Raw genomic sequence first — 13,469 nt, 5'->3', positions numbered from 1 at the left:
GCGCGCCTCAACCCAACCTACATAATTTCCTCGTCCTCCTCCGGCAGCTGCGGATCCAGCCGCAGCCAGGGCAGCCGGCTCTTGACCCAGATATGCCGCTCGGCCGGCGCCCGCTCCGGGTGATCCAGGCTGGCCACGGTGATGTCCAGGCTGTCCGGGCTGAGCTGGGTGTGCAGGGTCAGCTGGCAGCCGCAGCGGCCACAGAAATAGCGCACGCAGCCGGGCGCGGACAGGTAGGCGCTCGGTGCGCCCTGGATCCAGCGAAAGCGTGCCTGCGGCACCGTCAGCCAGGTGGTGACGATGCCGCCGCTGGTACGCCGGCAGATCGAGCAATGGCAGTGGGCAATATCCTGCAGCGGCGCATTGAAGGCGTAGCGCAGCTGGCCGCAGTGGCAGCCGCCGGTGTGTGGTTCGCTCATGGGCCTCTCCCGTCGAAGCAGCTGTGGCACATCCAACCCTAGCGCGCCCGTCCCATACCGCCAGTCGGAATATCCCCGCCGTTTCGCCGCCGTTGCCCGGCGAAAGCTGACTGAAAGCTTCGCCCCTTAGCATCGCCCCACTACCGGCAAAGACCGGTTCGTCCGGCTGCGCGTCTACACGCAGCAGCCGGCCAACCCCGACAACAACAAGATGGGTGATTGCCATGCCTCGTTCCTGCCGCCATCCCGGCCGCTCCACGCCGGCCCTCCGCTCGCCGCACGCCGCGCGCTGATCCCAGCGCCCCTCGCCCAGCCCACGACCGGAGATACTCCCATGCTGACTGTTCTCGGCTTCGCCATGGTCATGACCTTCATGTACCTGATCATGAGCAAGCGCCTGTCCGCCCTGATCGCCCTGATCATCATCCCCATCGCCTTCGCCCTGCTCGGCGGCTTCGCCAGCGGCATCGGCCCGATGATGCTCGACGGCATCGGCAAGCTCGCCCCGACCGGGGTGATGCTGATGTTCGCCATTCTCTACTTCGCCCTGATGATCGACTCCGGCCTGTTCGACCCGGCCGTGCGCAAGATCCTCCAGCTGGTCAAGGGCGACCCGCTCAAGGTGTCCATGGGCACCGCCGCCCTGGCCCTGATCGTCTCTCTCGACGGCGACGGCGCCACCACCTACATGATCTGCGTGGCCGCCATGCTGCCGCTGTACAGCCGCCTGGGCATGAGCCCGCTGATCATGGCCGGGCTGATCATCCTCGCCGGCGGGATCATGAACATGACCCCCTGGGGCGGCCCCACCGCCCGCGCCGCCAGCGCCCTGCACGTCGACCCCTCGGCGATCTTCGTGCCGATGATCCCGGCCATGCTGGTCGGCTGCCTCGCCCTGTTCGGCGTCGCCTGGGTCTACGGCAAGCGCGAGCGCGCGCGCCTCGGCGTGCTGCACCTGCCGGACGATGCCGAGCAGCACGCCGAGATCAGCGTGTCGCAGTATCCGGAAGCGCGCCGGCCCAAGCTGCTGTGGATCAACGGCGCGCTGACCGCGACCCTGATGGCCACCCTGATCGCCGGCCTGCTGCCGCTGCCGGTGCTGTTCATGATCGCCTTCAGCCTGGCCATGATCATCAACTACCCCTGCCTGCAGCAGCAGAAGGAACGCGTCGCCGCCCACGCCGGCAACGTCCTGGCGGTGGTCGGGCTGATCTTCGCCGCCGGCATCTTCACCGGCATCCTCAGCGGTACCGGCATGGTCGAGGCCATGTCGAAGAGCCTGCTGGATGTGATCCCGCCGTCGATGGGCCCCTACATGGCGGTGATCACCGCCCTGGTGAGCATGCCCTTCACCTTCTTCATGTCCAACGACGCCTTCTACTACGGCGTGCTGCCGGTGCTGGCCGAGGCCGCCAGCCACTACGGCATCAGCCCGGTGGAAATGGCCCGCGCCTCGATCGTCGGCCAGCCGGTGCACCTGCTCAGTCCGCTGGTGCCGTCCACCTACCTGCTGGTCGGCCTGGCCAAGGTCGAGTTCGGCGACCACCAGCGCTTCACCCTGAAATGGGCGGTGCTGATCTGCCTGGCCATCCTCCTGGCCGCGTTGCTGCTGGGCGTGTTCCCGCTGTTCGGCGGATGAATGCCGGGAGCACCGGAAATTTCCCGCAAAGCCGGCTAGAATCGCCGCGCTTAGCCGGCGCACGGCGCCGCCCGACTCGTTGAATAGCAAGGAATAGATATGGAATGGCTGACCAACCCGGAAATCTGGGTTGCCTTCTTCACCCTGACGGTCCTGGAAATCGTCCTGGGCATCGACAACATCATCATGATCGCCATCCTGGTCGGCCGCATGCCGCCGCATATGCAAGCCAAGACCCGCTTCTTCGGCCTGGCCCTGGCCATGGTCACGCGCATCCTGCTGCTGCTGTCCATCACCTGGGTCATGCGCCTGACCGCCGACCTGTTCAGCGTCATGGGCCAGGGCATCTCCGGGCGTGACCTGATCCTGTTCTTCGGCGGCCTGTTCCTCCTGTGGAAGAGCAGCTCGGAGATCTACCAGGGCCTGGAAGGCGAGGACGAAACCGCCGGCGAGCCGAAGAGCATGATGGGCGGCTTCGTCGGCACCATCATCCAGATCGCCATCATCGACATCGTGTTCAGCCTGGACTCGGTGATCACCGCCGTGGGCATGGTCTCCAACGTGCCGGTGATGGTCGCCGCCATCGTCGTCGCCGTGCTGGTGATGATGGTCGCCGCCGGCACCATCAGCGACTTCATCGACAAGCACCCGTCGCTGAAGATGCTGGCGCTGTCGTTCCTCATCGTGGTCGGCACCGTGCTGATCGCCGAAGCCTTCGAGATCCACGTGCCGAAGGGCTACGTCTACTTCGCCATGGCCTTCTCCCTGGCGGTCGAAGCGATCAACATCCGCATGCGCACCGCCCGCGGGCGCAAGGAAGAGCCGGTCAAGCTGCGCAAGGACATTCCGGGCGAATAAGCCCTCTGCGCGCGAACCCGACGGGGCCCGATGGGCCCCGTTTTTTTGCCATATCCCAGCCGCAGCCTTGCCGTAGGAGCGGCTTCGGTCGCGAGCGCTGCGGATCACTCCGCACCGCCAAAAGTCCAGGCACTCGTCCTGCCAGGCGGGCACGGTCTTGCTGGCTGCTCCCCACATTTTCGAACAACCCAGCCGCTCGCCTGGCTAAGCGGTTGATTTCCCGAAAATTTGACGTTTTTTTATTGGCGCCATTGAAGTGCCACTATGGCTGTGATGAAATCCCCCGACACCGCAATAAGCCACGTATGGCTGTGCCGGCTTCAGGGATGAACCTCATCGATACCCCGCTCTTCGCGGTTGCCCTGAAGCTCTGCCGTCAGCATCAGGAGCAAGCCTTTTGACCCCCAGCAGTTCTCGCCTATTCCGCACCAGCGCCCTGGCCCTTGCCATTAGCCTGGGTACCAGCAGCTGCGCCACCGTCGACAACTTCGCCGCCAACAACAGTGGCACGGTCAACTGCATCGCCGGTGGCCTGTTGGGTGCCGCCACGGGCGCGGCTATCGGTGCGCTGACCAAGGGCGATAGCGGCGCCATCGTCGGTGGTGCCGCCGTTGGGGCGGCTGCCGGCTGTGGCCTGGCGCTGGTGTACAAGAGTCGCGTCGAGCGCCTGCAGAAACTGGCCCAGGAGGAAAACCTCAAGCTGCAGGTGGAAACCCTGCAGACTGCCGGCAGTACTCCCAGCGCCGCTCCGGAAGAAGCCGGCATCGTTGCCCAGGTGGAAGACCAGGGCATGTTCGCGGTGGGCAGCGCCGAGCTCAGCGTCGACGGTCAACGTCAGGTACGCAAGCTGGCCAGCGCCTTCGCCGGGCAGGCCGACACCGCCATTCTGGTGGTCGGCCACACCGACGCCACAGGCAGCGCCCAAACCAACCAGAAGCTCTCCGAGCGCCGCGCCCGCGCGGTGGCCAGCATCCTGGTCGAACAGGGCATCGCCGCCGAACGCATGTACTTTCAAGGTGCCGGAGCTTCGCGCCCCGTGGCGGACAATAGCGATCCGCTGCAACGTGGCAAGAACCGCCGGGTCGAGATCGTCGAGGTCAATGACCGGGCGACCCTGGTGCAGCGCGTCAACGCAGAGCAGAACAACCCCAAATACCTGGCCCACGGCACCGCGACCGAAGCGCAAGCCACGCCGGTCAAACCGGGCAAGACCCCGCAGCCCCAGCCTTCGGCAACCAGCAAACAGCCGGCGCCGACCAGCACCGCACAGGTCCAGCCGAGCAGCAAACCGGCCAGCCCGCATACCGGCAAAGTCGTCGACTTCGGCGGCCAGCCAAGCGCATCCAGCAACTGGACCCTGGGCCAGGCCATCGTGCCGAAGAGCGGCGGTTTCGCGGTAATTTCCTCGGCCTACGCTGCCGACATCCCCATGAGCAGCTGCGACAACGACAAGCCACGGCAGAGCGGCGAGGTGTTCAACCTGGCCAGCGGCCAGACGCTGGAAACACGCCAGACTACCGACTACCTGCCCGGCTACAACAACCGCGTGTGGGCGCAGACGGTCAATGGCCACCTGGTGACCATCTCGCCGGTCTCGATCCTGCGCGACGCCGCCACCGTCGACCGTCAGCCGTTCATCCAGGTCGTACAGGACTATGCCCAGGGCAACCGCAAGTCGCTGGTCAAGGCCGATGCCATTGCCAACACCTACGAAGGCGAAGACCGCGTGCTCTACCGCGTGTTCCTCAAGGATCCCCAAGCACCCTTGTCCTGCATGGACGTGGTGTTCAGCAAGGGCAGCGCACAAGCCACCGATGGTGTGCTGGTCTACCCGAAACGCAACGGCGAAGCCTACACCGCCAGCTTCGTACCGGTTCGCACCTAAAACAAGGAAAGCAAAATGGAAGAATTCAGCTTCAATGCGCTGATGGCCCTGGCCTGGGCCAACAAGCTGATCACCGGTGCGGTGATTTCAACCCTGCTGGCAGCCATCCTGATCAAGGTCTACTGGGACAAGGTCGGCTACTTCGTCATGCGTGTCTGGCACGGCGTGCCGCTGATCGGCAGCGTTGCCCGCCTGGCCGGCAGCAGCACCAGCGCCGACAACAAGAAGTGGCTGCTCAGCGAGACCTCGCTGTGCAACAGCTACTACGACTACTACCAGGAGGTCGGCGAGAAGAATGCCGACTACTACAACAAGTGCGAAGCCTACCTGGACGCCATCGGCGAAGGTGATCGTCGCGAGCGGCCGCTATGGGTGCTGGTACTGATCTTCCTGCTGATCCTGTTCGAGGCCGTGGGTTTCGCCTATGTGCTGGTGCCGTTCATCAACCAGAACCTGTCGTCCAATGACCAGACCTATCTGGGCTGGATGGCGGCCTTCCTGCTGTCGATCATTTCCGCCGGTTTCGCCGAAGCCGCCGGCCGCGCCATCCACCACAACTCGCTGGTGAACAAGGCCCGCCACTGGTGGGAGAGTGACCCCGAGCGCGGTAATGCGCCGCTCAAGCAGCAGCCGGGCGTCCGCATCAAGGAAACCGACAAGGACGCGGCGGCCAAGGACTACAACCGCATTCTCGCCCGCCTCAACACCAACCACACCGTGACCCCCAAGCACGGCTGGATCATCGGCTGCGCCCTGGTCGTGCTGATCATGGCCTGCGCCGCCTTCGGCATCCGCGCCTACCAGCTGAAGAGCATCGAGACCGAAATGGTCGGCAACCCGAGCGTGTTCGCCGAGCAGAGCTACGAAAGCGACGAGAGCCCGTTCGAGCTGCCCGACGAGTCGGCGGCGGTGAACCAGCAAGCCGGCGACAGCACCCTGACCGACAAGATGGATGCGATCCGCAGCGCCTCGCTGATCACCTTCGTGGTGCTCTCGGTGATCTATGTGGCGATCCAGGCAGTCAGCGTCTGGCTGGCATCGATCTTCGGTTTCGCCGGGGTCGAGTCGAAAAAGGCCTGGGAATACACCCACAAATTCAATAACGCCGCCGAGCTGGAACGCTGGATGGAAACCCAGCGCATCAAGATCAGCGCCCACGCCGACCACAAGCTGCGCATGCTGCAGATGAAGCTGTCGCGCCGCCCCACCACCAACAGCGACGTGCAGATCGCCATCAACGGCGCCCAGGGTCGTGACTTCAACGCCTACGTGCGCCGCATGCAGGAAGAGAACGTCACCCACAAGTCGGTGGAACCCGTCAGCGCCGCGGCCAGCAACGTGGCCGCCAGTACAGCGCCGGCCGCACCTCGGGTAGCCGTCCCGGTCGAGGAGCAGCACAGCCAACCCGCGCCAACGGCGGCACAGCCCCAGGCCGAGAGCGCCGCAGCGCCCGCCTCCGCCCTGGAGGCCCTGCGCAACAAGGACCTGACCGCCTACAACGACGAGCAGCTGCGTACCATCTGCCAGGCCAAGGGCTACGACCTGAGCGCCGTACTGGCCCTGCGCACCGAGCAGCAACTGCTGAAAGACTTCGAAGGGGTCTGAATGAAGCTCAAGCCGCTGATTGCCCTGCTGCTCTGCCTGCCTGCCCTGGCGCAGGCGGGCGAGCGCAACGACATCCCCGATTGCTACGGCTATGCCAAGGTCGACGAATTCCGCCAGCCCGGCTCAGGCCGTGAGCTGACGGTGATCGTCGACCAGACCGTGCCCATGCCGGAGAGCATCCAGAAAGCCGCCTGGGGCCAGATCAACCGCTTCGTCGCCCCCGGCGACAAGGTGCGCCTGTACAGCTTCTCCGCCTTCCTGCCCGAGCAGTTCATGCAGTTGCGCTTCGCCGGCGAGCTGAATCAACCGCTCGCCGGCAAGGTGCGTGACAGCGTGGGCATGCAGTCACTGCGCAGCTTCGACAAGTGCGTGGCCGAGCAACAGGCGTTCTTTCGCAAGAAGTTCGGCCAGGCCTTCGTCAGTACCCTGCGCGAGGCCTCGGAAGATATCCCGCGCAGCGAGATATTCCACTCGCTGCGCGACATCGGCAGCGACCTGGCCGGCCAGCAGGCCGACCAGCGCGTGATTCTGCTGCTCTCGGACATGCTCGAGAACAGCGACTTCGGCAGTTTCTACGCCAACAACCGCATCCGCGACCTGCAAGCGCAGGCCGAATTGAAGCGAGTTGGTGAGAAACAGCTGTTTGCCGACCTGCAAGGTGCCCGGGTGTATGTCGCCGGCGCCGGCCTGGTAACCAAGGACGTCAAGCAGGCGTACCGCTCCGGCAAGACCATGGAGCTGCTGCAAGACTTCTGGCAAGGCTACTTCGAAGGCTCCAACGCCAGCCTGGTGGCCTTTGGCTCGCCCAGCCTGAATGTCGACCTGAAATAACCCGCGTCGAAATCCCCACCCCAGCACAAGGAATGCACCATGAAAGGCAAGATCCTCGACTTCAACAGCGACAGCCGCACCGGCATCATCAGCGCCGACGACGGCAACCGCTACAACTTCGACATGGCCCAGTGGAAAGGCTCCGTGCTGCCGAAAAGCGGTGCGGCTGTGGATTTCTCGGTGAATAACGGCGTAGCCGAAGCCATCTACCAGGAGCAGGCCGCCGCCGGTTCGTCGAAGAAGATCCCCGCCGCCATCCTCGCCTTCTTCCTCGGCGCCTTCGGCGCGCACAAGTTCTTCCTTGGCTACAACAAGCAAGGCGTGATCATGCTACTGGTGTTCATCTTCGGCTTCATCCTGCTGGGGATCCCGTCGATGGTGATTGGCGTGATCGCCTTCGTCGAATTCATCATCTACCTGACCAAGTCCGATGAAGAGTTCGAGCAGACCTACGTCAACGCGGCCAAGCCCTGGTTCTAAGAACGGGCACCGCGCACGAGCGATAAAAAACACCGGCCTGGCGCCGGTGTTTTCGTTTCAGCCTGCGCCGCGCACAAGCGCGGCAGAGGCGGCAGATCACTCCAGGGTGAACCACTGCACCTCGACGCGGCGGTTCTGCTCGCTGTCCTGGCCGAGCGGTTCTTCCCAGCCGCGGCCGACCAGTTCGATGCGGTCGTCGGCGATGCCGGGGTGGCGGGCCAGCAGGGCTTCCTTGACCGACAGGGTGCGCTGGCGCGACAGCTCCATGGCCTTCAGTGCCATGCTCTTGACCAACGCCGGGCCGCCCTGGCGCTCGAAGTCGGTGACCATTGCGTTGTCCACGTGGCCGCGCAGCAGGACGATGGAGCCGGGGCTGACCTGGAGGAACTTCTTGATGGTGTCCAGGTAGTCCTGGTTGGCCTTGGCCTGCTTGTCCAGGGCGGCCGAGTTGGCTTCGAAGAAGAAGCGGATGTCCTTGCTCAGCAGCGCGTCGCCTTCCAGGGCCACCTTGCCGCTGGTGCGGATCGGCGCGATGGAGATGCTCTGGCCCTTGAACTGGCCACCGGCATCCAGCGCCTTGAGGTGCTGCACATTGGCAAAACGCGCCGGGTCGGCCGGGTTCTTGATCAGCGCGCCGTAGGCCAGCACCGAGGACTGGAAGATGCCCTGGAAGGAGCCGGCCGAGTCGATGCTGCCGTCGAAGAAGGCGAGGTTTTCCGGCAGGTTGCTCAGGTGCACCTTGGCCAGTTCGTCGAGGGTTTCCTGCTGGGTCCAGCCGAACGCCTGAGCGACCACGCCAGCATGGGTCTGCGGGTCGTCACGCAGCAGGCGGTTGCCTTCCAGCAGGCCGTGGACCAGGCCTTTGACCTTGTCTGGATGGGCCGTGGCAAAGCCCTTGTTGACCACCAGGATGTCGGCGACCACCAGCAGGTTGCGGTTGGACACCAGCATCTTCGCCGCACCCGCAGACTCGGCGACTACTTCGTCGGTACGCGGCGACCAGCCGACGCAGCCGTTCAGCCGGCCATTGCCGCTCAGCTCGGCGGCGTAGGCATCGCAAGCGATGAAGGCATCCTCGTAGAACACCAGGCCCAGTTCGTTGGGTGCCGGGCGGCTTTCCAGGTCGCGCAGCACCTTGACCGGCACACCGGCCTCGGAGGCCAGGTAGCGAATGAAGAACTCGCTCTCGTTGAACTGGCTGGCGCCGAGCACCTTGCCCTTGAGCTGGTTGATGCTGGCGATATCGCTGTCCACCACCACCTGGTCGGCGCCGCGGGAGAAGGCGATCTGCGCCGGCACCGTGACCTCGAACTGGCGGCCGAGCACGGCCAGCACATCGGCAGTGGTGGCCACGGCGGCCATCTGGCCGTTGTTCAGCGCCGACCATTCCTCGCTCTCGCCCTTGTTCAGGCGTACCTGGAAGCCGTACTGCTTGGCGAAGATCGACTCCGGGTTGGGCGCCAGGCCACCGTTGGCGACGATCAGGCCGCCATAGCCGGCGTACTCGCTCATGTCGATGTCGATGATGTTGTTCTTCATCTCATAGGGCGCGGCCGACTGCAGCACCGGCGTGCCGCTGACCGGCTCGGCCGGCTCGGGCACCGCCGCGCCGCCACCGAGGCTGCTCGGCAGGCTGGCCACCGGGCTGTCGCCGCCCTGCTTGAGCATGTCCTGGCTGACCAGCCAGCCGCCCAGGCCGAGCAGGCCGAGCACCAGCACGATGGTCAGCAGCTTGCCGGCGGCATTGCCGCGTTGGCGCTGGCGGAATGAGGTTAAATACATGACGCGTCTCCCTGTCAGTTGCGAGCTCAAGGCCCGCCATTCAGTGTGCAAATCTTCCCGGCGGCGCCAAACCTTAGCCTGGATGCAATCCAGGAGGCTGTACCCGCAATACCCCGGATTACCTCCGGGCTACTTGTCTATTCAGTGTTTGACGGCTTCCCTGGCGAGCGGCTTGCCGCCTTCCTGCAGCACATAGCGCGGCAGGCTCTGTTGTTCGTTGAGTTCGAGCACGCCGAGCAGGTCGCGCTGGTCGTTGAGCCAGCGGCTGGCCTCGTTGAACGAGGAGGTCAGGGCGTTCAGCGCCGTGCCGATCTGCTCTTCGTCGGTGGCCAGCAGGGTCTGCTCGCGGATCAGGGCGATCTGCTGGTCGATGCGCGCCAGCTCGGCGTCCACATGTTCCTTGCGCCGCAGGCCCTCGGCGTGGGCGGCCTGGCGCGCATCGATCACCTGCTTCTGCTGTTCCAGGCTGCGCCGCAGCTCGTCGCCCAGGTCGCCGGCGGCCAGGCGCTGGTCGATCTGCTGTTCCTGGTGTTGCAGTTCGGCGCTGTCCTGGGCGGCGGTGTCCACCACCACGCTGAGCGCCTGGCCGGCCACCAGCAGGCGCAGGTTGAGCCACACCAGCTGTTCCAGGCTGTCGGCGTGGGAAGCCATCAGCGGCGAACGGGAGAGCAGCTGCAGCACCTCGCGGGCGCGGCCCTCGATGCGCTGCTGACGCTGACGCTGGCTGTCGCCGAGCTGGGCCAGGGTGCTCTCATAGCGCAGCTCGGCCGGATCGAGACGCACCTCGCCGGCATCCACCGCGTTGCGAAAGCGCTGGTTGCTCGCCAGCAGGCCCAGGTAGGCCAGCTCCAGGCCGGCGCCGAGCACCCAGAAACCGGGGCTGATGAAGGCGCCGAGCAGGCCGACGGCAGCCAGCGCCAGCCAGTTCGGCGGCAGCGGCATGCCCAGCGGGCGGGCATTGAAGGCGGACCACAGATAACGCCCGACACTCATGGACTGACGGCCTCCTGGGCAAGGTGGCGCAAGGACTCGGGGACGAAGGCCACGTCGGTGGCCTCGCGGATGGCCAGGATCATCTGCTGGCGCAGCACCTGCTCGGCGACTGGCGGCTGGTAACCCTGCAGGCACTGCGTGAGCGCCGCCAGGGCCGACAGCTTACTGGTGCGCACCTGGCGGTAGACCTTCACCGCCAGCGCCTCGGCGGCGCCGGGGGTGAGCAGCAGCGGCAGGTCGAGCTTGACCAGCTCGGCCAGCTCCAGCTGGAGGTCGAAGCGCTTGAGCAGGGCCTTGAGCAGCGCCGCGCTTTCTTCGACCGTGGTGCTCGGCAACAGCGGGATCTTCACGTCGACCCGGCCGGGGCGCTTGAGGTCGACCTCGATCAGGTCCGGGCGCGAGGAGGCGAGAATCCACACCACCTTGCCACGGTTGTCGGCGTCGCCCATCTCCTGGGCGATCATCGAGTAGAGGCGCCCGGACAGGCCGCTGTCGCCGCTGCCGCCGTCGCGCTTGCCGAGGCTCTGGTCGGCTTCGTCGATGAACACGATGCAGCGGCCGAGGCCGCGGATCAGGCGAAAGATCTTCTCCAGGTTGCCTTCACTGGAGCCGACCCAGCGGTCGCGAAAGTTCTTCAGCTTGACCACCGGCACCCCGGCCTCGCCGGCCAGGCACTCGACCAGGTAGGTCTTGCCGGTACCGACCGGGCCGCAAAAGATGTAGCCCTTGGGCAGCGCGCGCAAATCGCTGGCCTGCCACAGCGCCATGTCCTGGCGCAGCCAGGTCTTCAGCGCGTCCTGGGCGTGGTAGTCGTCGAGGGTGCGCGCGGACTCGATGAATTCGACCAGGCCGGCGCTGTCGGCCTCGACCAGTTCCTTCTTGGCTTCGGCCCAGTCCTGGGCGCCGAGCACCTTGCCCTGATGGGCGCGACGCTTGACCAGGCTGGCCAGGGCGCTGAGGCTGACCCCGGCCAGGGCCTGCACCGCACCGGAATCTTCGTCGGGAAAAGCCTTGGGATGCTCGACCCGCAGCTGCGCCAGGCACTGCTCAAGGCTGGCGGCATCCGGCAGCGGCACCTGCACCCGGTCGATGCGCGGGTTGCCCGCCACCAGCGGGTGCAGGTCGTTGAGGTTGTCGGCCAACAGCAGGCTGGCGAAGGCCATGTCGCAGAACGGCGGCTCGGCGGCCCAGTCGCGCACCAGACTGGCCAGGCTGGCGGTGGCGAAGTCGCCCTGCTGGCTGGCCGGCAACACCAGCTCGGCGCCACGCAGGATCACCGCCACGTGCTCGCTGTCGCCACGCCCCAGCGCGCGCAGGTTGGCGCGATAACGCAGGTAGCGGCTGATCAGCTGCACCGCCTCGCGCGGGTCGTGCGGCCAGGGCTGGATCTGCGCCGCGGCCGGCCATTCGGCGAAGCGCTCGCCGCCGCGCAGCAGGCTCAGGCCGTTGCCCGGGTCGTAGAGGAAGACGATATCGAAGGCGGCGAGCAGCCTGGCGTCCAGGTAGCGGGTCAGGCTGACCAGACGGCCGTCCAGGGGGAAGCGGTCGGCGACGTTGCCGTACAGCACGAACTGGCCATGGGCGCCGCTTTCATAGGCCAGGCGCAGTTCGTCGAGCCAGTTGGGTACTTCCTGTGCCCGAGCCATGGCTTATTGGTTTTCCGACTGCGGATTGCCGCCCATACTGCGATTGGCCTCGGGCGCCGCGCTGGCTTCGGCGCCAGGCAGGGCGATGCCTTCCTTGGCCGCGAACTCGGCCAGGGCCTGGTCGGCGAGGGCATCCATCTCGGCTTCCTTGAGGTTCACTTCGCTCATGTCCATCGAGTCGCGGGCCATGCGCGCGCGGCCGGCGGCCTTGGTGCGTTCTTCCTCGACCATCTCGTGCAGGCGGTTGAGGGTGTCGCCGGAGCCACCTATGGTGCTGACCATGCCGGCGGCCATCTCGTTCATCTCGGCCATGGCGGTCTTCATACGCATGTCGTTGATCGCGCCCTTGAGCGCCTCGATCTTGCTGCGCGCGGCGTTCACCGCCACTTCGCGGGCCTTGGTCAGGTTCTGGTAGGTCTCTTCGGCCTGGGCCAGCTGGCGGCGGTTCTCTTCCAGCTCGCGGGCCAGGGTCTGCAGGCGCAGGGCGTTCTGTGCGGCGGCGGATTTGTTGCCGGCACGCAGGTGCGCGGTGGTGCGCGCGTGCAGCTCGCGCTCCTCGGCCTCCTGCTTGCGCACCTGGCTCATCAGGCGCTCGGCCAGGCCGGCGTGGGCAGCCAGGCCCTGGTTGAAGTTGGCGATCTGCTTGCGCAGGTTCTCCTGCTCCAGCTCCAGCAGGGCTTCCGGGTTCTTGCGCTCCAGGTCCTTGATGAACAGGGAGAGGATGCCTTTGAAGACATTGGCGAGGCGGCTGAACATGAACAACTCCTTGCGATCTGCGTGCAATCCATCGTGCACCGGCGCCACGGCCGGCAGGGCTTGGGGCATTCTTCGCGAGCGATGGGACGGATGCAACCTCACAGCGCGTTTTTGCGAAGTGAGGGTGCGCGTTCAGTTGCGCAGTCGCGGCAACAGCCGCAGCAGCAACAGGCTGCCACCGATACCCACACCCAGCATCAGCAGGATCGGCCCCCAGTGTCCGACACTATCCTGCAGCAGCTCCAGCAAGGCGCCGATCCAGCGCGAACGGCCGCTGCCCTCGCCAGCGACATAGAAGCCGCGCGCCCAGGTTTCATAAGCGGTAAGCAAAGGCATCAGATTCAGCGGTAACAGCAGCAGGCACAACCAAAATCCACTGTTGTTCCCACCCAACAAGGAACGGGAGCGGTAGTTCTCGCGGATCAGGTGCCAGGTGCAGAGCAGGATATGCGCCACCACACCGAGGAACAGGTAGGTGCGCCAATCCAGCGGGCTGCGCCAGACCGCCAGCAGGGTGAACGGGCCAACCAACAGGAGGAACAGCCACCACATCGTCAGAAACACGTATTTCATTG

Annotated in this window: 12 protein-coding genes; 6 read left to right on the top strand and 6 right to left on the bottom strand. The window is 65.6% G+C overall.

Translation table 11 applies throughout. The annotated features are described in order from the left end of the window. Positions 1-17 precede the first annotated feature (17 nt). Positions 18-419 carry a GFA family protein gene (locus F3I62_RS02575; RefSeq protein WP_160488117.1) on the bottom strand — a complete coding sequence of 134 codons (402 nt, stop codon included), beginning with the start codon at positions 417-419 and terminating at the stop codon, positions 18-20. Positions 420-753: 334 nt separating this feature from the next. On the opposite strand from F3I62_RS02575, the gene F3I62_RS02570 reads away from it, so the two are divergent. The 6 genes from F3I62_RS02570 to F3I62_RS02545 all read left to right on the top strand — a co-directional run bounded on the left by F3I62_RS02570 (position 754) and on the right by F3I62_RS02545 (position 7,717). Further along, entirely contained in the window at positions 754-2,058 is a 1,305-nt protein-coding gene (locus F3I62_RS02570) for a CitMHS family transporter (protein WP_160488116.1), read from the top strand. 99 nt (positions 2,059-2,157) lie between these two features. Then, a complete protein-coding gene (locus F3I62_RS02565; RefSeq protein WP_160488115.1) occupies positions 2,158-2,916 on the top strand; it encodes a TerC family protein in 759 nt (252 codons plus the stop codon). Positions 2,917-3,313: 397 nt separating this feature from the next. Next, positions 3,314-4,801, top strand: a complete 1,488-nt coding sequence (locus tag F3I62_RS02560) for an OmpA family protein (protein WP_160488114.1) — start codon at positions 3,314-3,316, stop codon at positions 4,799-4,801. A 15-nt stretch (positions 4,802-4,816) separates the two neighbouring features. After that, a complete protein-coding gene (locus F3I62_RS02555; RefSeq protein ID WP_160488113.1) occupies positions 4,817-6,406 on the top strand; it encodes a hypothetical protein in 1,590 nt (529 codons plus the stop codon). Next, complete coding sequence (locus tag F3I62_RS02550) at positions 6,407-7,237, top strand: hypothetical protein (protein WP_160488112.1); 831 nt, start codon at positions 6,407-6,409, stop codon at positions 7,235-7,237. It abuts the gene before it with no gap. A gap of 39 nt (positions 7,238-7,276) precedes the next feature. Beyond that, positions 7,277-7,717: a TM2 domain-containing protein gene (locus F3I62_RS02545; RefSeq protein WP_160488111.1), complete on the top strand. Its 441-nt coding sequence runs from the start codon at positions 7,277-7,279 to the stop codon at positions 7,715-7,717. Positions 7,718-7,813: 96 nt separating this feature from the next. On the opposite strand, the gene F3I62_RS02540 is transcribed toward F3I62_RS02545, so the two are convergent. From F3I62_RS02540 to F3I62_RS02520, 5 genes are all read right to left on the bottom strand, one after another. Next, positions 7,814-9,499 carry a phosphate ABC transporter substrate-binding/OmpA family protein gene (locus tag F3I62_RS02540; RefSeq protein WP_160488110.1) on the bottom strand — a complete coding sequence of 562 codons (1,686 nt, stop codon included), beginning with the start codon at positions 9,497-9,499 and terminating at the stop codon, positions 7,814-7,816. Positions 9,500-9,640: 141 nt separating this feature from the next. Next, positions 9,641-10,492, bottom strand: a complete 852-nt coding sequence (locus F3I62_RS02535) for a hypothetical protein (protein ID WP_160488109.1) — start codon at positions 10,490-10,492, stop codon at positions 9,641-9,643. Next, complete coding sequence (locus F3I62_RS02530; protein ID WP_160488108.1) at positions 10,489-12,138, bottom strand: ATP-binding protein; 1,650 nt, start codon at positions 12,136-12,138, stop codon at positions 10,489-10,491. Before F3I62_RS02530 ends, F3I62_RS02535 begins: the two co-directional genes overlap by 4 nt. 3 nt (positions 12,139-12,141) lie before the next feature. Continuing rightward, complete coding sequence (locus tag F3I62_RS02525) at positions 12,142-12,894, bottom strand: PspA/IM30 family protein (protein ID WP_160488107.1); 753 nt, start codon at positions 12,892-12,894, stop codon at positions 12,142-12,144. A gap of 132 nt (positions 12,895-13,026) precedes the next feature. Continuing rightward, on the bottom strand, positions 13,027-13,467 hold the full coding sequence (locus F3I62_RS02520; protein ID WP_160488106.1) for a hypothetical protein: 441 nt from the start codon (positions 13,465-13,467) through the stop codon (positions 13,027-13,029). Positions 13,468-13,469: the final 2 nt, after the last annotated feature.

The sequence above is a fragment of the Pseudomonas sp. R-28-1W-6 genome, assembly GCF_009799925.1.
GTDB lineage: Bacteria > Pseudomonadota > Gammaproteobacteria > Pseudomonadales > Pseudomonadaceae > Aquipseudomonas.
The sequence above is the reverse complement of the archived record's forward strand: the minus strand, read 5'-3'. Positions and strand labels throughout refer to the sequence as shown.